Annotated in this window: 18 protein-coding genes and 2 pseudogenes; 18 read left to right on the top strand and 2 right to left on the bottom strand. The window is 62.4% G+C overall.

What is annotated here, in order from left to right; genetic code table 11:
- The first annotated feature begins 122 nt into the window (after nt 1–122).
- The 6 genes from ON753_RS00935 to ON753_RS00910 all read left to right on the top strand — a co-directional run bounded on the left by ON753_RS00935 (nt 123) and on the right by ON753_RS00910 (nt 7,622).
- A complete protein-coding gene (locus ON753_RS00935; RefSeq protein WP_265960670.1) occupies nt 123–1,163 on the top strand; it encodes an ABC transporter substrate-binding protein in 1,041 nt (346 codons plus the stop codon).
- A 206-nt stretch (nt 1,164–1,369) separates the two neighbouring features.
- Entirely contained in the window at nt 1,370–2,398 is a 1,029-nt protein-coding gene (locus ON753_RS00930; RefSeq protein WP_265960669.1) for an ABC transporter substrate-binding protein, read from the top strand.
- 85 nt (nt 2,399–2,483) lie between these two features.
- Nucleotides 2,484–4,715, top strand: a complete 2,232-nt coding sequence (locus ON753_RS00925; RefSeq protein ID WP_265960668.1) for an ABC transporter permease — start codon at nt 2,484–2,486, stop codon at nt 4,713–4,715.
- Nucleotides 4,712–5,773, top strand: a complete 1,062-nt coding sequence (locus tag ON753_RS00920) for an ABC transporter ATP-binding protein (RefSeq protein ID WP_265960667.1) — start codon at nt 4,712–4,714, stop codon at nt 5,771–5,773. The genes ON753_RS00925 and ON753_RS00920 overlap by 4 nt, the downstream gene beginning before the upstream one ends.
- A 16-nt stretch (nt 5,774–5,789) precedes the next feature.
- Nucleotides 5,790–6,599 (top strand): inositol monophosphatase family protein, encoded by an 810-nt coding sequence (locus ON753_RS00915; protein WP_265960666.1) that lies wholly within the window; start codon nt 5,790–5,792, stop codon nt 6,597–6,599.
- A 204-nt stretch (nt 6,600–6,803) separates the two neighbouring features.
- Nucleotides 6,804–7,622 carry a class I SAM-dependent methyltransferase gene (locus ON753_RS00910; protein WP_265960665.1) on the top strand — a complete coding sequence of 273 codons (819 nt, stop codon included), beginning with the start codon at nt 6,804–6,806 and terminating at the stop codon, nt 7,620–7,622.
- A 60-nt stretch (nt 7,623–7,682) separates the two neighbouring features.
- Here ON753_RS00910 and ON753_RS26775 read toward each other — a convergent pair.
- Nucleotides 7,683–7,781 (bottom strand): annotated as a pseudogene (locus ON753_RS26775) (IS5/IS1182 family transposase); the annotation flags it as partial.
- A 20-nt stretch (nt 7,782–7,801) separates the two neighbouring features.
- On the bottom strand, nt 7,802–8,854 hold the full coding sequence (locus ON753_RS00905; protein WP_265960664.1) for a LacI family DNA-binding transcriptional regulator: 1,053 nt from the start codon (nt 8,852–8,854) through the stop codon (nt 7,802–7,804).
- A 310-nt stretch (nt 8,855–9,164) separates the two neighbouring features.
- On the opposite strand from ON753_RS00905, the gene ON753_RS00900 reads away from it, so the two are divergent.
- The 12 genes and pseudogenes from ON753_RS00900 (at nt 9,165) to ON753_RS00845 (ending at nt 20,904) form a co-directional block, all read left to right on the top strand.
- Nucleotides 9,165–10,454, top strand: a complete 1,290-nt coding sequence (locus ON753_RS00900; RefSeq protein ID WP_265960663.1) for an ABC transporter substrate-binding protein — start codon at nt 9,165–9,167, stop codon at nt 10,452–10,454.
- 84 nt (nt 10,455–10,538) lie between these two features.
- Nucleotides 10,539–11,420, top strand: coding sequence for a carbohydrate ABC transporter permease (locus ON753_RS00895; RefSeq protein WP_265960662.1), 882 nt, complete (start codon nt 10,539–10,541; stop codon nt 11,418–11,420).
- A gap of 9 nt (nt 11,421–11,429) precedes the next feature.
- A complete protein-coding gene (locus ON753_RS00890) occupies nt 11,430–12,269 on the top strand; it encodes a carbohydrate ABC transporter permease (RefSeq protein ID WP_265960661.1) in 840 nt (279 codons plus the stop codon).
- A gap of 25 nt (nt 12,270–12,294) precedes the next feature.
- Nucleotides 12,295–13,389, top strand: a complete 1,095-nt coding sequence (locus ON753_RS00885; RefSeq protein WP_265960660.1) for an ABC transporter ATP-binding protein — start codon at nt 12,295–12,297, stop codon at nt 13,387–13,389.
- Between the two features lie 99 nt (nt 13,390–13,488).
- On the top strand, nt 13,489–15,432 hold the full coding sequence (locus ON753_RS00880) for a heparinase II/III domain-containing protein (protein WP_265960659.1): 1,944 nt from the start codon (nt 13,489–13,491) through the stop codon (nt 15,430–15,432).
- Between the two features lie 193 nt (nt 15,433–15,625).
- A complete protein-coding gene (locus ON753_RS00875; RefSeq protein WP_265960658.1) occupies nt 15,626–16,357 on the top strand; it encodes a spermidine synthase family protein in 732 nt (243 codons plus the stop codon).
- A gap of 169 nt (nt 16,358–16,526) precedes the next feature.
- Entirely contained in the window at nt 16,527–17,438 is a 912-nt protein-coding gene (locus ON753_RS00870; RefSeq protein WP_265960657.1) for an agmatinase, read from the top strand.
- 167 nt (nt 17,439–17,605) lie between these two features.
- Nucleotides 17,606–17,842, top strand: a complete 237-nt coding sequence (locus ON753_RS00865; protein WP_265960656.1) for a type II toxin-antitoxin system Phd/YefM family antitoxin — start codon at nt 17,606–17,608, stop codon at nt 17,840–17,842.
- Between the two features lie 173 nt (nt 17,843–18,015).
- The gene (locus tag ON753_RS00860) at nt 18,016–18,252 is read left to right on the top strand and encodes a WGR domain-containing protein (RefSeq protein WP_265960655.1); all 237 of its coding nucleotides are present in this window, start codon (nt 18,016–18,018) and stop codon (nt 18,250–18,252) included.
- Between the two features lie 322 nt (nt 18,253–18,574).
- Nucleotides 18,575–18,922: pseudogene (locus ON753_RS00855) on the top strand (transglycosylase SLT domain-containing protein); the annotation flags it as partial.
- A gap of 171 nt (nt 18,923–19,093) precedes the next feature.
- Nucleotides 19,094–20,104, top strand: coding sequence for an ATP-binding cassette domain-containing protein (locus ON753_RS00850; RefSeq protein ID WP_265960654.1), 1,011 nt, complete (start codon nt 19,094–19,096; stop codon nt 20,102–20,104).
- Complete coding sequence (locus tag ON753_RS00845; protein WP_265960653.1) at nt 20,101–20,904, top strand: ABC transporter permease; 804 nt, start codon at nt 20,101–20,103, stop codon at nt 20,902–20,904. Before ON753_RS00850 ends, ON753_RS00845 begins: the two co-directional genes overlap by 4 nt.
- Nucleotides 20,905–20,919 lie beyond the last annotated feature (15 nt).

The following is a 20,919-nucleotide window of genomic DNA, read 5'->3' as shown; positions in this document are numbered from 1 at the left end:
TAATATTTGTAACTCTTTTTCTTGCCCGGCGAAACAACGGTAACCAAACTTCTGTTGCCAAGCGCGCCCTATCTGCCATGCTGGTTTCCGGTCTGGAGCCTGGCTCCGGCCTGGGAGGAAACATGAAACCATTCACGTCACTCGGAGCGGGTGCGGCCCTTTGGCTGTGCACGGCGCTCACGGGCGCTTCAGCGCAGGACCTCAGCGTCCTTTGCGCGGTCGACGAGAGCTGGTGCCGGGCCATGGACGCCGCCTTTGAAGCGGAGACCGGCCTGGAGGTTTCCACGGTGCGCAGGAGCACGGGTGAAATCCTCGACCGGCTCCGCCATGAACGCGACGACCCTACGGTCGACGTCTGGTGGGGCGGTACGGGCGACACCCACTTGCAGGCCGCCGGTGAAGATCTCCTGGAGCCGCACCGCTCGCGCCATGCCGGCGACGCCCTCCCCTGGGCTCAGAATTTCTATCAGATATCCGGCGGCAAGGCGTCCGGCGTCTATGCCGGGGCGCTCGGGTTCGCGTATAATCCCGATGTTCTGGCCCGCCAGGGCATCGATGCGCCGTCCTGCTGGAAGGATCTCACCGATCCGCAATACCGCGGTCTCGTGCAGATGGCGAATCCGACTTCTTCGGGAACCGCCTTCACGATGCTTGCGACGCTCGTCCAGCTTCTGGGCGAAGAGGAAGCCTTCCAGTATCTGGCTGCGCTCGCCGGAAACATCGAACTTTTCACCACGGCCGGTGCGGCGCCGGTCCAGGCGGCCGCCCGGGGGGATACCGGGGTCGGCATCTCCTTCATCCATGACGCCGTCACCCAGAAGCTCGCCGGCGCGCCGCTCGTCATCGTCGCCCCTTGCGAGGGAACCGGCTACGAGATCGGCGCCGTCAGTATCGTCAAGGGCACCGGCAACCTCGAAGCCGCCCGGCGGTTCGTGGATTATTCGATGAGCCCCGAAGGACAGGCAACCGGCCACGCCTCGGGACAGAACCAGATACCCTCGAATGCCAGGGTGGCCCTGCCGCCGTCCGCCCCCGACATTTCGCTGATCCGTATGGTCGACTACGACTTCTCGACCTTCGGTTCGCCCGACCAGCGGCGCAGGTTGCTGGATCGCTTTGACAACGAGGTGCTCGGCAAGGCCGAGCCGATAGCCACGCAATAGATCGAGTTGTCCGCGTTCCCTCGAACGCGGGATGCTCCGGAGGACAGAACTTGGAAATCTGAATCTGGCCGGCAACGGACCGCTCCGCGGCTCCGAACGGGAAAGCTATGCCCGGTGCCGGTCACGACCCCAGCCAGCCGGCTGGAAACGGTTCGTCTGCCTGCCCTGTGCAGACGCCGGGCCAAAAGCCAAAAGTGGAGGAAAACATGTCTATGAAAACTCTTTCGATCGCGCTGTTCGCGACGGCCGCGACGTTGTCGGTCCCATCTGCCCAGGCAGCGGGAGACCTCAACCTCATCTGCTCCGCCGATGTCGTGATCTGCGAGCAGCTCCAGGGGGACTTCGAGGCGAAGCACGACATTAAGGTCAACATGGTTCGCCTGTCATCGGGCGAAAGCTACGCCAAGATCCGGGCCGAATCCCGCAATCCGAAGACCGATATCTGGTGGGGCGGGACCGGCGATCCGCATCTTCAGGCCGCCGCCGAGGGCCTGACGCAGGAATACAAGTCCGAGATGCTCGATGAACTCCATGACTGGGCGCGCAAACAGGCGGAAAGCTCCGGCTACAAGACGGTCGGCGTCTATGCCGGTGCGCTCGGCTGGGGCTACAACACCGACATCTTCAAGGACAAGGGCTACAAGGTGCCGGCCTGCTGGGCGGACCTCCTGAACCCTGAACTGAAGGGCGAGATCCAGGTTGCCAACCCGAACTCTTCCGGCACGGCCTATACCGCTCTGGCCTCGCTCGTCCAGATCATGGGGGAAGACGAAGCCTTCGACTATCTGAAGGAGCTGAACAGCAACATCTCCCAGTACACCAAGTCGGGTTCGGCACCGGTGAAGGCCGCGGCGCGCGGCGAGACGGGCGTCGGCATCGTCTTCCTTCACGATGCGGTCGCGCAGGCTGCCTCGGGTTTCCCGGTCAAGTCCGTCGCCCCTTGCGAGGGGACCGGTTATGAAATCGGCTCCATGTCGATCGTCGAGGGCAGCCGCAATCTTGAAAATGCCAAGATCTGGTACGACTGGGCGCTTACGCCGGAAGTCCAGTCGCGCATGAAGGAAGCCAAGTCGTTCCAGCTTCCCTCCAACAAGTCCGCCGAAATTCCCGAAGAGGCGCCGAGGTTCGAGGACATCAAGCTGATCGACTACGACTTCGACAAATACGGCAATCCGGATACCCGCAAAGCCCTCCTGGAGCGTTGGGACAGTGAGATTGGCGCCATCGCCAACTGACCCGACTCCCGACGGGACCCGCGCCGGAGGCATCCGTCTCCGGTGCGGGTCTCACCCATGATCAAAACCAAAAACAGGGGTGGCCATGCTGAGTGGCAACAAGCGGCTGAATGTCCTTTTGGGGCTGGGGATCGGCGCATTTCTTCTTCTGCCCTGGTACAGGGTGGAAAGCGGTCTCTTCGAATTTGAGTGGCCGTCCGGATTTCCCTTCGCGGCGGATCTCGCGCCTGGCATTCTTCAGATCGTCTCGGAAGGCCGGGTCTGGCTGATCGTCGCCCTGCTACTCTTTCTTCTCGGCGGCGCTGCCCGGTTCATGAGCGATCGGCACAAGCGCGGTCGTCTGCTCATCGTCTCCGGAACGGCAGGTATCTTCTTTCTGGCCCTGCAGGGGCTGGCCATCAGCTTTACCGGCTGGGCCTGGACATTCCCCGAAGCCGCATTCGGTGCACTGCCCACCGGCCAGCCCGCCATGGGAGCCGGAGCCGTCCTTGTTTCCTTCGTTTTCGTGCTCTTCATCGCCTTCGGCCTCGCCGAGCGCGGCTTCATGAAAGGCGATGCCTTTGTCGTCGGATCGATCTCGATCCTCATCCTTCTGGTGACGGTTTTCGTTTTCTACCCGATCGGCAGCATGTTTGCCGGATCCATGCAGGATTTCGACGGCTCGTTCAGACCGGAGGGGTTCATCCGCAATATCCAGGACCCCGGCATCTGGAGCCTCGATTGCGTTGTCGGTGGCGCCCGCTGCGGCGTCGCCTGGCGCACACTGTTTCTGGCCGTGATGACGGGTCTGGGCTCCACCGTTCTGGGGCTCGCCTTTGCCCTGGTGGCGACGCGCACCAACTTTCCGTTCAAGAAAGGCCTGCGGCTGTTGACGGTCCTGCCGATCATCACGCCGCCCTTCGTGATCGGCCTCGCCCTCACCCTTCTCTTCGGCCGTTCCGGCATCGCCACGCAGGCCCTCGACACCGTGTTCGGCATCGAGCCGAGCCGCTGGCTCTACGGCCTGACCGGCATCTGGATCGCGCAGGTTCTCTCCTTCACCCCTATTGCCTTCCTGGTGCTCATCGGCGTCGTCGAAGGCGTCAGCCCCTCCATGGAGGAAGCCTCGCAGACGCTGCGGGCCGACCGCTGGCGCACATTCTGGTATGTGTCGCTGCCGCTCATGAAACCCGGCCTGGCGAACGCCTTCCTGATCGGCTTCATCGAGAGCATGGCGGATTTCGGCAACCCGCTGGTGCTTGGCGGCAGCCATGGCGTCCTGTCGACCGAAATCTTCTTCGCGGTTGTCGGATCGCAAGTCGATCCCTCGCGCGCCGCCGTCCTGGCCATCGTGCTGCTTTCCTTCACCCTGTCGGCATTCCTTGCGCAACGCTTTTGGCTCTCGGGAAAGAATTTCGCCACCGTTACCGGCAAGGGCGACAGCGGCATGCATGCCGGCCTGCCCATGCGCCTGTCGATCCCGATCTACGGCATCGTGCTTCCCTGGATGGCGTTCACGGTCATTGTCTACGGGATGATCATCTTCGGAGGCTTCGTGAAAACCTGGGGCCTGGACAACTCGCTGACCCTCGAGCACTACGCCCGCGCATTCTCGGTCAGCTTTACGGACGGTGCGCTGGTGTGGACCGGTGTCGCCTGGAATTCCTTCTGGACGACCATGGAGATCGCCCTCATATCCGCGCCTCTTACCGCGGCAGTCGGCCTTCTGACGGCCTATATCGTCGTGCGGCAGACCTTTGCCGGCAAGAACGCCTTCGAGTTCGCCCTCATGATGAGCTTCGCCATCCCCGGCACGGTGATCGGCATCAGCTACATCATGGCCTTCAACCTGCCGCCGCTCGAAATGACCGGCTCGGCCCTGATCCTGATCGCCTGTTTCGTGTTCCGGAACATGCCGGTGGGCGTGCGCGGCGGCATCGCGGCGATGAGCCAGCTCGACAAGAGCCTCGATGAAGCCTCGCTGACGTTGAGGGCCAACAGCGCACGCACGCTGCGCAAGGTGATCCTGCCGCTGCTGCGTCCGGCCATCACCGCCGCCCTGGTCTATTCGTTCGTCAGGGCCATCACGTCCATCAGCGCGGTCATTTTCCTGGTCAGCGCCGAATACAACATGGCCACCGCCTACATCGTCGGCCTGGTGGAAAATGGAGAATACGGCATCGCGATCGCCTATTCCTCGATGCTGATCTTCGTGATGATCACGGTCATTGCCGGCTTCCAGCTGCTTGTCGGCGAACGCCGCCTGCGGCGGGAAAATCGCGTCTCCGGCGTCGCCAAAACACGCAAATTCCGTCTCGGGCAGGAGAAAACCGTATGACCGACCTGAAGCCCGGCTCCGTCGTTTTTGAGAATATCCGCAAAGACTTCGGTGCCTTTACCGCAATTCCCGACCTTTCCCTCACCATCGAACCCGGCACGCTCGTCACCCTGCTTGGCCCGTCCGGTTGCGGCAAGACCACCACCTTGCGCATGCTGGCAGGCTTGGAACATCCGACTGCCGGCAGGATCCTGATCGGCGGGCGGGACGTGACCATGGTTCCGGCACATGAGCGGGATGTGTCCATGGTGTTCCAGTCCTATGCGCTCTTCCCGCACATGGATGCCCGCGACAACGTTGCCTACGGCCTGGAATCCTCGGGCTTCAAGAAGCAGGAAGCCAGGGAGCTCGCGGAAGACGGACTCGCCCAGGTCGGCCTTGCCGGCATGGGGCATCGCCTGCCGGCCGAACTGTCGGGCGGCCAGCAGCAGCGCGTCGCCGTGGCCCGCGCCCTGGTTCTCAACCCGCAGGTCCTCCTCCTCGACGAACCCTTGTCGAACCTTGATGCCAGGCTGCGCCGCAGGGTGCGCACGGAGATCCGCGAGCTGCAGCAAAGGCTCGGCCTGACCGCCGTCTACGTGACCCACGATCAGGACGAGGCCCTGGCGGTCTCGGACCGGATCGTCGTCATGAAGGAGGGCCGGATCGCCCAGACCGGCGCGCCGCGGACCCTTTACGAACAGCCGGCCTCGGCCTTCATCGCCGACTTCATGGGCGAGGCGAATGTCATTTCCTGCGAGGTCCTGGAGCTGGACGGAGACCATGCCGTGATCGACGTCGGCGGTCTGCAGCACAGGCTGCCGTCGCGGCAAAACGGGCCCGGCAGCGCCAAGCTTGCCGTCCGGCCGGGAGCGATCGTTCTCAATCCGGAAAGCGGTTCGGGAATCGGCGGCGAAATACTCACCGCGGCCTATCTCGGTGGCCATGTCGAATACGAGATCGAGACGCCGGTTGGCAATTTCTTCGTCATCGACCACTCCGTCGAGCATTTGCTGGCGCCCCGCACCGCCGTTTCCCTTGGCTTCCGCAACCGCGGACTGGCGTTGATCGACGGGTGACATGAGAACCGAAACAATGGCACCAACCGTGACCCTTGAAAGCCGGTTCGCGCTGGCAGAGGAAATCGCCGAAGAAGCGGGCGCCCTGGCGCTGGACTATTTCCTGCGCCGCCGGGACCTGCAGGTTGAAATCAAGACCAGCATGCAGGACGTTGTGTCGATCGCCGACCGCGATGTCGAAACCCTGATCCGCCAGCGTCTGGAGCAGGCCTTTCCGCAGGATGGCATCCTGGGCGAAGAACACGGTTACCGGACCGGCACCAGCGGCTACACCTGGGTAGTCGACCCGATCGACGGCACCTCCGCTTTCGTCCACGGCCTGCCGAACTGGTGCGTCTCCATTGCTCTCTTGGCGGAGGGTGAACCTGTCGTGGGCGTTATCCGCGTGCCTTGCGAGCGCGAAACCTTTGCGGCCATGAAAGGCGGCGGAGCGACGCTCAACGGCGAGAAGCTGCAACTGGATCCTTCAAGGACACTGCAGAACAGCCTGACCGGCATCGGCGGCAACCACCATGTCCCGCCGGCGGTGATCGGCACCGCCATCAGCAACTTGCTGTCGGCAGGCGGCAACTACATCCGCACCGGGTCGGGGGCCCAGATGCTTGCCTGGGTCGCCGCCGGGCGCCTGGCCGGATATTTCGAGCCCTACATGCACGCCTGGGATTGCCTTGCCGGCTACTGCCTGATCAGCGAAGCGGGCGGCCACTATCTGCCCTTCCCCGTCGAAGGCGACGCAGTCCTCAACGGCTCCCCCGTTCTCGCAGCCGGCCCCGGCGCCTACGAGGACCTCCTTGCACTGTCCGGGGTGGCGGGAACCGAGACCTGAATAGCTCGTGTTCTTTTTGCCGGTTGTGTTCGGCGCAAAAGGGGCGAATGGGCAAAATTCCGATGGATCTTCTGGTTTGGTATACCGGCATGTCCGGGGCCGTCTCAGCCGGCACGCACGGACGGTCCGGGCAAGGTATCGCCGCCATGGGGAGCATGGTAAGATGATGCGACGAACCGGACCTCGACGACAGGAGTTCATGGCGTGAACTACAGCGAATTTGGCAAGCTGGAGTCGGTAGGCTGGTCGGATCACGCAACCGTCGATAGCTACGTCGCCTCGTTCGCGAGGGCCACGGACATGGCGATCGGCCCGATCGTGAAGGCGTCAGGCGCGGGAAGCGGCAAGCGCGTCCTCGACCTTTGTTGCGGCCACGGTGCCGGCATCGAGGCGCTCCTTGCTGTCGGGGCGGAGGTCACCGGGCTCGACTTCTCGCCCGCCATGCTAAGCCAGGCTCGCAGCCGTGCCGAAGCTGCCGAACTGATAGAGGGCGACGCGCAGTCGTTGCCGTTCTCTGACGGGACGTTCGACGCCGTCGTGTGCGCCTTCGGCATGATGCATGTACCTGATCAGCCGAAGGCGCTCTCGGAGGTGCATCGCGTACTCCGACCGGGCGGCATCTTCGTCATGACTGCTTGGTGCGGACCCGACCGGTCCCACGCGTTCCGGATTGCTTTCGGGTCAATTCAGGCACACGGAGATCCTCAAACATCGCTCCCACCGGCGCCGGACTTCCACCGCCTGGCGGATCCAGCGACGGCGGAGGCCCTGCTTTCGGATGCCGGGTTCAGGAACGTCCAGTCGAGCACAATCGAATGCGCCTACGAATTCGATCAACCGGACGGCCTTTGGAAGATCTTCTCGCTTGGGACCGTCCGGGCGAAGATGCTGATCGACGCGCAGCCACAGGCAAACCGCGAGGCGATCAGGCGGGCCATGGTGGAGGCGGTAGACGACCGGTTCCACAATGGCTCAAGACTTCGTGTGCCCGCGCCGGCGGCTCTCGTCTCCGCACAGGCTTAGATAGCCGAAAACCGCTCGAGGTGAGCAGAGCGCCTTCCTGCCGCGCGTCACACCGCCAAAGCCGAAATCACGCCAGGAATAGAAATAGCCCGGTACGGTCGAAATCGGAGGAAAGTCTTTCGGCAACGCCCGCCACTGACTGCCGCTGCCCTTGTTGTATGAACATCCGCCGGAACCGACTACTTGCCCAACTCTTCGGATTTTGAGAGCTCCTCCGCCTTCGCGGGGATGTCGTCACCACTGACGCGCTTTGCGGAATCGCGGACAATCAGCAGCGGCTGGCGCCGCAGTTCGTCCGACGGAGGTTGGTCTGTGACCATCGATATGATCTGCTTCATCACCGCTTCGCCCGTCGCCTCGCTGAACACGTCGACAGTGGTCAGGGCCGGCGTGACATAGCGGCTTGTCGGAATGTTATCGATGCCGGCAAAGGCCACGTCTTCGGGTATGCGGAACCCGAGCGCTCGCGCTTGCGTCATCAGGCCGATAGCAACCAGATCGTTGCAGCCGATCACCGCCTGCGGCCGGTCCGACCGAAGGAGAACCTTCGCGGCGACCCTTTCACCAGCCTCGCTCGTCGGCTCTTCCGCGTTGAACTCCATCAATTCGATACCCGCAGGATCGAGGACGGCATGAAGCCCGCGCAGACGCTCCACGTTCCAGGCGGCGCGGGGATAGCCCACATAGCCGATCCGGGTGAACCCCTGCTGAGCCAGATAGCCGGCAAGAAGCGACGCGACCTCGACACTGTCCATGCCGACGGAGACGACGCCCTGGCGCTCCGGCTGACCGAGAAAGGCGACCGGTTTGTCGAGTTCGGCGAGCCAGTCGACCACATCCTTCGGAATGCGCGCGCTGACAATGAGCCCGTCGGTGCGCAGTACCAGCGGCTCGAGAAGCTCACGCACCCCGGTAGACTTTTCCTCCAGATCGACGACGAGGAGGTTGTAGCCATTGGCAAGTGCCACACGGTTTGCCCCCTTCATGACATTGGCATAGTGGGGGTTTGAAATATCCATCACCGCAAGGCCGATGGCCGTCGTCCGGCCAGTGACCATGCTGCGTGCCGCCGGATTCTGGCTGTAGCCGAGGTCGAGGATCGCCGAGCGCAGCTTTTCCTCAACCGACGGGGAGAAGGACTGCTGGCGGTTAATGTATTTTGAAACGGTTGCGATGGAGACACCCGCCGCCTCGGCGACATCCCGGATCGTGGCTTTCTTGCGCTGGTTCATGAAGAGGTAAACGATTTCCTTTTTTTGATCTTATGTTTGTATCCTGCCAGGGCGACACTTGCAATCATCACCTGCATTTCTCCAAATTCGGCTCCAGATCCCCAACCTCAAGGCGAGAGAACGCCATGTGCGCAACAAAAATACAAAAATATGAAAATTACATGCCAGAAATTTTAGTTAAACGTTTTCTTGAAATCATAAAAATACCAGCCTATAGTCCTCTAACCATCCGGGAGGATTTCATCAGGGCGCCGCAGAAACACCAGCGCCCGACAACGCGGAGCAGGATGGCAGAATGTGGAGGAGACCTATGAAGACAATCGGCACGGTCGCATCGGCGGCCCTGATGAGTATTACCCTTGCATCGGCGGCCGAGGCAGCCGACCCGCTGAAGGTCTGGATGCGTTATGGCGACAACGAAAAAGCTGTTCTGGACCAGATCAGCAAGGATTTCACCGAAAAAACCGGCATTGAAATCGACCTGTTCCTGGCCAACACCGATTTTGAAACACGTCTTGCGCGCGCCGCCGTGGGCGGCTCGCTTCCCGATGTGGTGGTCAATGATGCCACCTCGATGGGCCAGTTGCTCGACATGGGCATACTGAAGGAAATCGACCGCAGCGCGGTCCAGGACGGCGACCAGCTTCACGACGTCGCCTGGCAGAGCGTGCAGTCCCAGGACGGCAAATACTACGGCGTTCCGACGTCCGCCCAGGCCTTTGCGGTCTTCGTCCGCAAGGACTGGCGCGAAAAACTTGGCTACGACGTTCCCAAGACATGGGACGAGCTCTATGAACTCGCGCGCGCCTTCACCGAGGACGATCCGGACGGCAACGGCCAGGCGGATACCTACGGCTATGTCATGCCGGTATCGGCAACACGCGGCTATGCCACCTGGTTCCTGTCCGACCTGATCTGGCAGGCGGGCGGTCAGTTCCTGGAGCAAAAGGGCAATGGTTATACCTCCTCGCTCGGTACCCCCGAAGTCGAGAAAGCGGTTTCCTTCGCCCGGGATTTCATATGCAACGGCTATGCCCAGCCGTCGGCGATAACCGCAACCACAGGCGACGCCACGCCGGTGTTCAGTTCCGGGCAGGCCGGCATCTACCGATCCGGTCCCTATCACCTGGCCCCCTTCAGCAAGGAACCGGGCCGGGAGGTCATCGAAGTGATTGCTCCGCCGGCCGGCCCTGCCGGCCAGGGCGAACTTGCCGAAGGCGAAGCCGCATTCATCATGGGTTCTACCGAACAGGAGGACGCGGCCCGGCAGTTCATCGAATACCTGATCTCCGCAGACGGTCAGAAAACCGGCATGGCCGCGGGCATTGATTCCAGCCCGATCGTGCGGCTGCCGGTCAACAAGAATGTCGATGTCGCCGAGGTCCAGCCCGATAAAGCCTGGGCCACCTATGCCGAGCTCTACGCCACGAGCGGACATTATTTCCCGCGCGTGCCGAACTGGAAGCCGATCCGTCAGATGACTGCCGACGGCTTCAACCGGATCCTCGCGGACTGTTCGTCCGATATCACCGCCGGGCTTGCCGAGATTGACGAAACAGTCAATGCGGAACTCGCCAAGCAGGGCGTCCGGGCGAACTGACCTCCGGTCACCGTCATCAAGCAACCTGCCGGCATTGCCACCCCGGTCATACCGGCAGGTCCCCGATGGCATGAGGATGATAGTATGAGCATCGATCCCAAGCGCTGGAGATGGACCATTCCGTGGCTGTTTCTCGCCCCGGCGCTGATCTTTTTCACATGGTTCAAGTTCGTGCCCATCATCAAGGGCCTGATCATGAGCTTCTACGAAGTGAAATTCGTGGGGGCCGATGAATGGGTGGGGCTGGCCAATTTCCAGCTTGCCCTGTCCGACAGCGCCCTGGGCGCGGCGGCGGCGAACACACTGATCTATGTAGTCTCCACGACGATCGCCGGCGGTCTTCTGGCCTTCGCGGTGGCGCTCATCCTGGAGGGTCAGGCGCTGCATATCCGCATCATCCGGACTGCGATCTTCTTTCCCGCCGTCACCTCCGTGGCGGTCCTGGCCGAAATCTGGCGCATCCTGTTCTATCCGGCGTCGACCGGCGTGGTGAACAGCATCCTTGGTTTCTTCGGCGGCGCGCCCCAGGGCTTCATGTCGGATCCCAACCAGGCGCTCTTCGTGGTGATCCTGCTGCAGGTCTGGAAGAATGTTCCCTACAGCATGGTGATCTTCATTGCCGGGCTGGCCGGTATCAACCGCGAGCTCTACGACGCGGCCGATGTCGACGGTGCCAGCCCGCTGCGCAAGCTCTGGCACGTCACGGTTCCCGGGCTTGTTCCGGCCTTTTCCGTCGTGATCATGCTGTCGCTCATCCGCGGGTTCCGGGTCTTCACCGAAGTCTACACCACCACGGGCGGCGGGCCGGCGGGCGCGACCGAGGTCATCATGACCAACATCTTCAAGACGGGATTCGAACGCCTCGATTACGGCTACGCGGCGGCGGTGTCCTTCATGCTCTTTGCGTTCACGGTGGGACTGACAGTCGTTCATGTGCTCATCAAGAACCGTTTCTCCCATACGTGAGGAAGCCCCATGAAGACGACCTTCCCCCAGAAGCTTGCCCGTGGCGCCGTCTACACGCTGCTGGTGATCGTTTTCTGCGGCCCCTTCTGGGGCATCCTGGTCACCGCATTCAGCAAGCACACGGTCCAGCCCGGCCAGCTGCTGCTATGGCCGAATGAGCCGACGCTGGACCATTTCGTCTATGCCTGGGTCGAGGTGAGAGCCTGGATCTACCTGTTCAATTCGCTACTGGTGGTGATCATCGGCACGGCGCTGCAGACCCTGGTGAGCGCCCTGGCCGCCTATGCCCTTGCGCGCAAGCGGTTTCGCGGGGCCGCCTTTGTCAGTCTCGCCATCCTGTCGACGATGATGCTGCCGGACGAGGTGATCTCGATCCCGCTTTATCTGATCCTGCACCAGAAGATCCCGCTCCTGGGTGTGTCGATCTACAATTCCTATGCGGCCCTGATCCTGCCGCTGGTGGGCTGGGCATTTTCGGTCTTCCTGCTGACGGAATTCATGCGCGCCGTGCCGCGCGACCTGGAGGATGCCGCGCGCGTGGACGGCGCCAGCGAGCTGCAGATCTTCTGGCGGGTCATCCTGCCGCTGGTAAAACCTGCGCTCGGAACGACAACGATCTTCGGCTTCCTGATGATCTGGGACCAGTATCTGCTGCCCCTGATCGCCGTCGACGACCGGGAACTCTATACGATCCCGGTGGTGCTGCGGTCGCTCCGGGTCGACGAGATCATGCAACAGAACATCTTCATCGCCGTCACGGTGATCGCCACCGTGCCCTGCATCGTCGTCTATCTCCTGCTTCAGAAACAGTTCAACCGCGGCCTCATGTCCGGCGCGGTCAAGGGCTGAAGCGCGAAAGGTTTGGGTGAAAGCCATGGGTTCAGTAAGCCTCGAGAATGTCAGCAAATCCTTCGGTCCGGTAAAAGTCATCCACAATGTTTCGCTGGAGATCGACGAAGGAGAGTTCTGCGTCCTGATCGGTCCCAGCGGATCGGGAAAATCAACCCTGTTGCGCATCATCGCCGGTCTGGAGGACGTCACATCGGGCCAGATCTCGATCGGCGGCCGGGAGGTGACCAGCCTGCCCCCCAAGCATCGCGACATCGCGATGGTCTTCCAGACCTATGCCCTTTATCCGCAGATGACGGTGCGAGAGAATATGGGTTTTGCGCTGAAGCTCGCCGGATTGCCGAAGGCGGAAATCACCGCAAAGGTTGACGCGACCGCCCGCATGCTCGAGCTCGAACAGCTGCTCGACCGCCTGCCGAAAGCGCTTTCCGGCGGTCAGCGCCAGCGGGTCTCCATGGGCCGGGCCATCGTCCGCAACCCGGCCGTCTTCCTGTTCGACGAGCCGCTGTCGAACCTCGACGCCAAGCTCCGCGTTCAGGTGCGCGGCGAGATTGCCGACCTTCACCGGCGCCTGCAGACCACCTCTGCCTATGTCACCCACGACCAGGTGGAGGCCATGACGCTCGGGCAGAAGATCGTGGTCCTGCGGGACGGCCGCGTGGAACAGATCGGCCGGCCGCTCGAACTCTATGACGATCCGGTCAACACCTTCGTCGCAAGCTTCCTCGGCACGCCCTCGATCAACCTGATCGAGGCCACGGTGACCGCGAACGGCGGGGAGGCAGGCGCACGCCTGAGCGACGGGAGCATCATGCCGCTCGGCCATGGTCACGACTGTTCGGAAGGCCAGAAGATCTTCTACGGCATCCGGCCCGAACATGCCCGCCTGGTTGAGGGCGAGGAGCCGGGGTCCATCCGCGCCACGATCCACGCGGTGGAGAATACCGGTTCCGACATGGTGATCGTTAGCGACGCCGACGGGTTCCGGATCACCGCCGCCTTCAAGGAACAGCGCAAACTGGAACCCGGAGACCGGATTACCATCGTCCCCGCCCCGCACAAGATCCGGATCTTCGACGCCGTCACCGGGAAGCGGATCCGGCGCACCGAAGACGTCTGAAACGAAGAACAAAGACCCACCGAGCGTCTGCCGCCGGCCTGCGCCCGCGGCCTCCATCTGTGCCACTCGGCGGCCTGCAACTGAATGTGGAATGAAGCAATGTTTGAAGACGCGATGAAAGTCGAGCGGCTGTTTGAAGGCCTGATCAGCACGCAGGACTGGAAGCCCTTCCCGCAGATCGACGATCGCGCACGCTGGCGGGAAGTCGGGCGGGATCCGCGCCTGGAGCTCTCGGTGACGGCCATCCTCGCCTATGCCGATGAACTTCTGGAGGGCGATATCGACCCGCTGACAGGCACGATGTACATGAGCTTCATGACAACCGGCGACCGTGTGGACTATGAGGAAAACTATTTCCGGCGCCGTTATGAGCTCTCCCATCTGGTGATTGCCGAATGCTTGAGCGCCCAGGGAACCTATCTCGACCGGATCATCGACTATATCTGGGCAATCCTTGGAGAGGTCACCTGGTGCGTTCCGGCCCACAACTTCGCCGGCCAGCATGAAATGGTCCTGTTCAAGGAACCCAATCCCTGGAAAGTCGCCGACCCCATGCCGGTTGCAGGCGATGATTACCTCGATCTCTTTGCCTGCGAGACCGCGGCGATCCTGGCGGAGACCTGTTATCTGCTGCGCCCGGTGCTGCTTGAGAAGGTGCCCGCGCTCTACCACCGGGTCCAGCGCGACATCGACCGGCGTACGCTTGCCCTCCTAGAGGGGCCGAAGCTCTACGGCTGGTATCTCGGCCGCAACAACTGGACACCTTGGTGCGCGCACAATCTGCTTCTTGCGGCCTGTTATGTGGTGGAGGACAAGTCTCGGCTGGTCAGCATCGCCGCCAAGCTGATGGGGCCAATGCAGCGCTTTTTCGATACGATCGAGGAGAGCGGAAGCTGCATTGAAGGCCCGAGCTACTGGATGGTCAGCGCCGGACGGCTGGCCGGGTTCGCCGATCTCGTGGAAAGCCGGTTCCGGCTTGATCTGGACGCCGGCAACAGCCGGAAATTCCGCAATTTCGGCGAACACATCGCGCCGCTTCACATTGGCGAAAACCGGTTCGTCAACTTCGCCGACGGCAGCCTCAAGATCGATTTCGACCACGGGCTGCTCAGCCGCTATGCCCGGAAGATCGACTCCGCATCGCTCGCCGGCCTGATCTGGGACGACGTCGACCGCGTCGCCCGGCGCAAGCTGTCGCGGTCCGTCAAGGCACGCGGCCACAATGAATACGCCCGGCAATTCCTCATCCATCTGACCCGGCTGCTGTTCTGGACGCCTGACCTGCACTCAGACGGCTTTTATCGACCTGAAAAGAGCGTCTGGCTGTCGGACATGCAGGTCATGATCTCCCGCCAGAGCTGTGAGCCCGGCACGGGCGTCATGCTCAGCGCGATTGCCGGCAGCAACGACCCGCACATCAATCACCATTCGCACAACGATATCGGTCATTTCAGCGTTTATCTGGACGGCGAACCGCTGATCATTGATCTCGGCCAGGGAGCCTATTCGAAATCCACCTTCACCGAGACGCGCTACGACATGTGGCACATCAGCTCGAAGGGCCACAACGTGCCCCGGATCAACGGTATGCTGCAACGCGCCGGACCCGCCGCGGAAAGCCGAAACGTTCGTTTCTCGCACGAGGGCAGCCACAGCATGCTCAGCCTTGATGCAAGTCCCGCCTATTTCACGGACCCGGGCACGCAACGCATCAACCGCCACATCACCTTTGATCACCAAACAGGCGAAATCGGGATCGAAGACGAGGTGGACCTCGATACGCCGCTGACGGCATTCGAACTCCCGCTCCACATCTGCGACCGCACCATCGCGGTTGGAGAAGACGGCCTCTATCGGATCAGTGGAAAGAACAACACCCTGCTCATCGAGCCGGACAATCTGTTACCCTTGGAAGTCGAGAAGATCGAAATCACCGACCCCCGCCATCTGGAAGTGTGGGGGCGGCAGGTTTTCAGGATCCGTTTCGTGGCGCGGGATCTGAAAGCTGGACGTTTCGGCTTGAGGATCCGTGCGGAGGCGTGACGCCGGCACCACTGCCGAACCGGTGCATCCCCATTGTCCTGCTTGCGGAGGCATGCGACTTATTCAAGGTCGAGAAACCGTCGCTGGCCTTTCGTGACGAAGTAGGCGAGGCTTGCCCGACGCTGCCGCGCCGATGACGATCACCGGCCGCATGGTTCCTGGTTTCACCGCCCTCACTCAGAAAGACGATTGCTTGACCCCCTTGTTTGCAGAACTCGATTATCAGGTCACGGAACTGGGCACGCTTGTGCTCCGCCGCCGCCGTGACCTCGGCACCGGCGAAGACATCTACGAGATCAAGCTCAACGACGAATTCCTGATGTCGTCCAAGTTTACCGTCTCGGAGGTAGCTCTCGGGCGCATTGCGCTGGAGGCACTGTCCAAAGCGGATCTTCGCATCGTCGTCGGCGGGCTCGGGCTCGGCTACACGGCGGCCGCTGCACTCGAGGCGCCGAATGTGCGCTCGATGCTGGTCGTCGACGCCCTGGCGCCGGTTATCGAATGGCATGAGCAAGGCCTGTTGCCTCTCGGCAAGGAGCTTACGGCAGACGGCAGATGCCGGTTCGTTCACGGCGACTTTTTCGCCATGGCCGCTTCGCCCCAAACCGGCTTCGATCCGCTCAATCCGGGCGCCCGCTTTCATGCGATCCTGCTGGATATCGACCATTCGCCGACAGAGGTGCTGCGGCCGTCGAATGCCGCTCTCTACACTCTGGAGGGATTGAGGATCCTCGCCGAACACCTGCTGCCAGGCGGCGTCTTTGCACTCTGGTCCAACAATCCCGAGGACCCCGCTTTCACGGACGTGCTGGCCGAGGCCTTTGGCGAGGCCCGCGGGGAAGCTGTGGTGTTCGATAATCCAATCCAGGGGCGGGAGGCCCAGCAGTGCGTTTATCTGGCACGCAAAGCCGGAAGTGTGGGTTGAGGGGCAATCTCTTGCTGGTCAACCTCACGGCCGGACGGGCGCATTTGCGGATGCCCACCGATCCGACCGCAGAGCTATGACCTAGTGTGCTTGTGCTGATAGCTTTCCCAACTCCATTGTGTACCCTTTATCCGGAAATCTCGCCTATCATCAGCAGAACCATCAGGAAATGACCACCTCACCTCCTTTTCTTGGCTTGCCCGATCGCCTTCCCGAAAGCCGCGTGCCCCGTGCAGTGATATTCGGAGCAGGTCACGGCAGCACCTATCCCGGGAAGGATAGCAGCGGCCATGCCTCGGCACCCGACGCCATCCGCGCTGCGAGCCAGGGCGATGCCCTGCTCGTCGAGCACTGGGATTTCGATCTCGGCGGGCCGCTATTCGACGGTAAACCGGTCTGCTGCATCGACGCCGGCAACATCCCGACCACCATGCATGACAATGCCGGCAACCGAGCCCGGATCGAGGCGAAGACGCGCGCGGTTCTGGCATTGCCCGCTGTACCGATCCTGCTCGGCGGTGACGATTCCGTGCCCATTCCCTTCCTCGCCGGCTTTGCGGATCACGGACCGGTCTGGGTCCTGCAGATCGACGCTCATATCGACTGGCGCGACGAGGTGCATGGCGAACGCTACGGCTATTCGAACCCGATGCGCCGGGCGAGCGAGATGCCGCATGTCGCCGGCATGGTGCAGGTCGGCATGCGAAGCGTCGGCAGCGCACGCCTCGCCGAAATTGAAGCGGCGCGGCGTTATGGCAGCCACCTGGTGACCGCCCGCGAGGTTCATGCCCAGGGCATCGAAGCCGCTCTCCGGCATATTCCGAAAGGAGCGCGTGTCGTCGTGACCCTCGACTGCGACGGCCTCGATCCCGGCATCATGCCGGGCGTGGCGGCGCGGGCGCCCGGCGGCCTCACCTACACACAGGTAATCGACCTGATAGCGGCCCTCGGCAGGCAGGCCAGGATTGCAGGGTTGGATCTTGTCGAACTCTATCCGCCTGCCGACGTAGACGATCTATCGGCCCTGACCGCCGCGCGCCTTCTTGTCAATGTGATCGGCGCAATTGTCAGACAGGATTGACAAGCGGCACCCACGCGAGTTCCGTCGCCTGCCGCGATTGCGTTTTTCAATGCTGTTTGGCCAACTGATACGTCAAATCGCGCTGAGCACAGGAAACGCTGGCGGGGATTTGCTTCGCAATGAAGGATATCCATCCGCAACATGCTTAGTTGGTTCAGGTTAGGGCAATGATAACACTGCAGGACGCAAAAAACCGGTTCAGCGCCATTGTCGAGGCGGCACTCGCAGGGCACCCCCAGGAAATATCCTGGCGAGGAAAGCCTGCCGTCGTCGTTGTCTCTGCAGACGAATATTCCCGATTGCTAGGGCAGGCGCGACGCGAAAGCTTTGCCGAGCATCTTTTGGCGTTTCCAGGTGATGCTCTTACGCGTTGCCAGGCAAAACCGCGAGACGTGGACTACTGATTTACTTCCCAGGCGGAATCTCTGCCATCTGCATCGTATGCCCAACGCGGGATTCCGACTTTGGAGGAACGAACTGGCCTGTTCCTCAATCCATCACCGCCGTGAATCGCCGGACCGTTTTCGATTCAAAAGCTTCATTGGACGGCCCGGATGCGTGAGCACACAATGACGGCATGGAACCGGAAGACGTTGTTCTGATGCGCATCGACAGGAGCCGGAACATGGCCCGGTTCTACCGGCTGTCGATCGAACCGGCACTCTTCGGCGGCTTTGTTCTGCACCGCTCCTGGGGGCGCCTCGGAACCTGGGGGCAGACGCGTCTGGAGCATTGTGCGGACCTCGCCGCCGCCCGTGCGCGCAAGGCGGAATTGACCGCGCAAAAGCTCCGGAAAGGCTATGAGTGCCGATAGGCAGGCCGCTCGCCAGCTCCGTCGCATATTCAGGTGTGGGTGGATCTGCGCTTCTGCTGATGACGACAGCACAGGTTGGGCACGACGCAAAAGCCGCGGCCGCCGCATTCAATGAAGATTGAACGGCCGCAGCCCGTGTTGTATGAACAACCGCCGGGGGGCAACGAGCGATACGGAAAGTGACGGGTCCTTGTCTCCATTCTTCCGATTTCTGAGCGTCGGCACGCTCCTCATGGCACCGTTCCTCATCGGCTGCAGCACGGCAGGCGGCGACGCGGACGAAATGATGGCCACCGGCAGCACGGCCGGCGGGCACGATTCCGAACTCGACGGGCTGATCGCCAAATACGCCGCGCATTACGACGTGCCGGTCGGACTGGTGCGCCGCGTGGTGGAGCGGGAGAGCAATTTCAACCCGGCCGCCCGGAACCGCATCTATTGGGGTCTCATGCAGATCCGCCACGACACCGCCCGGACCATGGGATATAGCGGACCGGCGAGCGGGCTGCTGGACGCCGAGACCAACCTCAAATACGCCGTCAAATACCTGCGCGGGGCCTATATTACCGCCGACGGCGACGAGGATCAGGCGGTGCGCTTTTACGCCAGCGGCTACTATTACGACGCCAAGCGCAAAGGCCTGCTCGAGGAAACCGGCCTGAGAAGCTGAACCGGCGCCGGCCGGCCGTCGACACCCTGCAGGCAGGATGATGGCAAGAAGTGTCCGCTGCCTCTGCTGGCTGTCTTCAAAAATACAACCAAACCGGTATATGTCTTCACGCTGCCCGATTGGGCAGGGCCGTTTTGTCTCCGGCATGGGGACCTGTCGAGAGAGGCTACAATGAACGATGCAGTGCTGACGAACCAAACCGTGACCGCGCAGAAGATCGCACCGCCCGCGATCTCCGTGCGCGGGCTCGTCAAGCATTTCGGCGACGTGAAGGCGCTCGACGGCATCGACCTTGATGTGCCGAGCGGCATGATCTTCGCCATCCTGGGACCCAACGGCGCCGGCAAGACAACGCTGATCCGCGTGCTTGCCACGCTGCTTTCGCCCGACGCGGGCTCGGCCGACGTCATGGGACACGATCTCGTTGCCGATCCGCAGGGAGTGCGCGGCGTGATCGCCATGACGGGGCAGTTCGCCTCGCTCGACGAGGACCTGACGGGGCGCGAGAACCTCCTGATGCTGGCGCGCCTTTGGGGCTTTGCCGGGCAGGCGGCAAAGCGGCGGGCGGACGAGCTTCTGGCAGCATTCGATCTTTCGGACGCGGCAAAGAAGCAGGTGAAGTCGTATTCCGGCGGCATGCGCCGCAGGCTCGACATCGCCGCCTCGCTCGTCGTCACGCCGGGCATTCTGTTCCTCGACGAGCCGACCACAGGCCTCGATCCCAAGGCCCGCCAGGGTGTTTGGCGGATGATCCGTCAACTGGCGCAGTCCGGCGTCACCGTGCTTTTGACCACGCAGTATCTGGAGGAGGCGGATCAGCTCGCCGCGCGCATCGCCGTCATCGACCACGGCCGAAAGATCGCCGAGGGGACGAGCCGTGAACTGAAGGCGGAGATCGGTTCCGGCTTCCTCCACGTGGCGCTGGCCGACCAGGCGCGGCTCGACGAGGCGGCGGACATTCTGGAAGCGCGCCTCGGCAACAGCGTGCAGCGCAACGCCGAAGGCGCGCAGCTCTCCGTCGTGGCCGAAACGCCGCAGGCGGCCAACGAGGCGCTTGCCGCGCTGATCGCCGGCGGCATCGAGCTTGCCGATTTCTCCATGGGTTCGCCGAGCCTCGACGAAGTGTTCTTCGCACTCACCGGGCAAGGACTGGAAGACGAAAAGCAGGGAGAAGAAGAATGAGCGAGATCAGTCCCGCCACGCTGCAGAACGTATCGCGGCCGCCCGCGCCGTCGGCCTTTTCCAACGCGCTCGTCTTCGGATGGCGGGCGGTGCTGAAGTTCAGGCACGTTCCGGAGCAGCTCTTCGACCTCGTCATGACGCCGCTCATGTTCACGCTGCTGTTCACCTTCGTGTTCGGGGGCGCCCTCGCCGGCTCGCCGGGCGACTACCTGCAGTTCTTCCTGCCGGGCATTCTGGTGCAGACGGTGGTGTTCAACTCCGTCTATTCCGGCATGGGTCTTTCGACGGACCTTTCGAAGGGACTGTTCGAGCGCTTCCGCTCGCTGCCCATCTGGTCGCTGTCGCCCTTCGCCGGGCTGATGGTGGGCGACGTCCTGCGCCATCTGATCGCCGGCGCCATCATTCTCGGCGTCGGGCTGGCCCTGGGCTACCGGCCGGAAGCAGGCGTCACGGGGGTGGTCTTGTCCTTCCTGCTGCTGATCGCCATCGGCTTCGGTGTGGGATGGATCTTCCTCGTCCTGGGACTGCTTATCCGCACACCCATGACGGTGATGACAATCGGCTTCACGTTCATCTTCCCGCTGGTCTTTGCCTCGAACATCATGGTGCGGCCCGAGACCATGCCGCGATGGCTCGAGGCTTTCGTGTTGCTCAACCCGGTCTCGCACATGACCACGGCGCTGCGCGGTCTGATGGCCGGCAGCGCGACGCCGGGCGAAGTGCTGCTTGCGCTGGCGGCTCCGGTGGTGCTGACGATCACGCTGTCGCCGGTGGTGCTTTGGCTGTATCGGCGCGACTGAGGCTGCCGAACCGGC

The sequence above is a fragment of the Roseibium salinum genome (assembly GCF_026240905.1).
Lineage (GTDB): Bacteria > Pseudomonadota > Alphaproteobacteria > Rhizobiales > Stappiaceae > Roseibium > Roseibium salinum.
Note: the sequence above shows the minus strand (reverse complement) of the source record. Positions and strands in the feature narration are given on the sequence as shown.

Coding starts and splice junctions, on each gene's coding strand:
- ON753_RS00935 (WP_265960670.1), top strand. CDS start 123: ATGAAACCATTCACGTCACTCGGAGCGGGTGCGGCCCTTTGGCTGTGC.
- ON753_RS00930 (WP_265960669.1), top strand. CDS start 1,370: ATGTCTATGAAAACTCTTTCGATCGCGCTGTTCGCGACGGCCGCGACG.
- ON753_RS00925 (WP_265960668.1), top strand. CDS start 2,484: ATGCTGAGTGGCAACAAGCGGCTGAATGTCCTTTTGGGGCTGGGGATC.
- ON753_RS00920 (WP_265960667.1), top strand. CDS start 4,712: ATGACCGACCTGAAGCCCGGCTCCGTCGTTTTTGAGAATATCCGCAAA.
- ON753_RS00915 (WP_265960666.1), top strand. CDS start 5,790: ATGGCACCAACCGTGACCCTTGAAAGCCGGTTCGCGCTGGCAGAGGAA.
- ON753_RS00905 (WP_265960664.1), bottom strand. CDS start 8,854: ATGAACCAGCGCAAGAAAGCCACGATCCGGGATGTCGCCGAGGCGGCG.
- ON753_RS00900 (WP_265960663.1), top strand. CDS start 9,165: ATGAAGACAATCGGCACGGTCGCATCGGCGGCCCTGATGAGTATTACC.
- ON753_RS00895 (WP_265960662.1), top strand. CDS start 10,539: ATGAGCATCGATCCCAAGCGCTGGAGATGGACCATTCCGTGGCTGTTT.
- ON753_RS00890 (WP_265960661.1), top strand. CDS start 11,430: ATGAAGACGACCTTCCCCCAGAAGCTTGCCCGTGGCGCCGTCTACACG.
- ON753_RS00885 (WP_265960660.1), top strand. CDS start 12,295: ATGGGTTCAGTAAGCCTCGAGAATGTCAGCAAATCCTTCGGTCCGGTA.
- ON753_RS00880 (WP_265960659.1), top strand. CDS start 13,489: ATGTTTGAAGACGCGATGAAAGTCGAGCGGCTGTTTGAAGGCCTGATC.
- ON753_RS00870 (WP_265960657.1), top strand. CDS start 16,527: ATGACCACCTCACCTCCTTTTCTTGGCTTGCCCGATCGCCTTCCCGAA.
- ON753_RS00865 (WP_265960656.1), top strand. CDS start 17,606: ATGATAACACTGCAGGACGCAAAAAACCGGTTCAGCGCCATTGTCGAG.
- ON753_RS00860 (WP_265960655.1), top strand. CDS start 18,016: ATGGAACCGGAAGACGTTGTTCTGATGCGCATCGACAGGAGCCGGAAC.
- ON753_RS00850 (WP_265960654.1), top strand. CDS start 19,094: ATGAACGATGCAGTGCTGACGAACCAAACCGTGACCGCGCAGAAGATC.
- ON753_RS00845 (WP_265960653.1), top strand. CDS start 20,101: ATGAGCGAGATCAGTCCCGCCACGCTGCAGAACGTATCGCGGCCGCCC.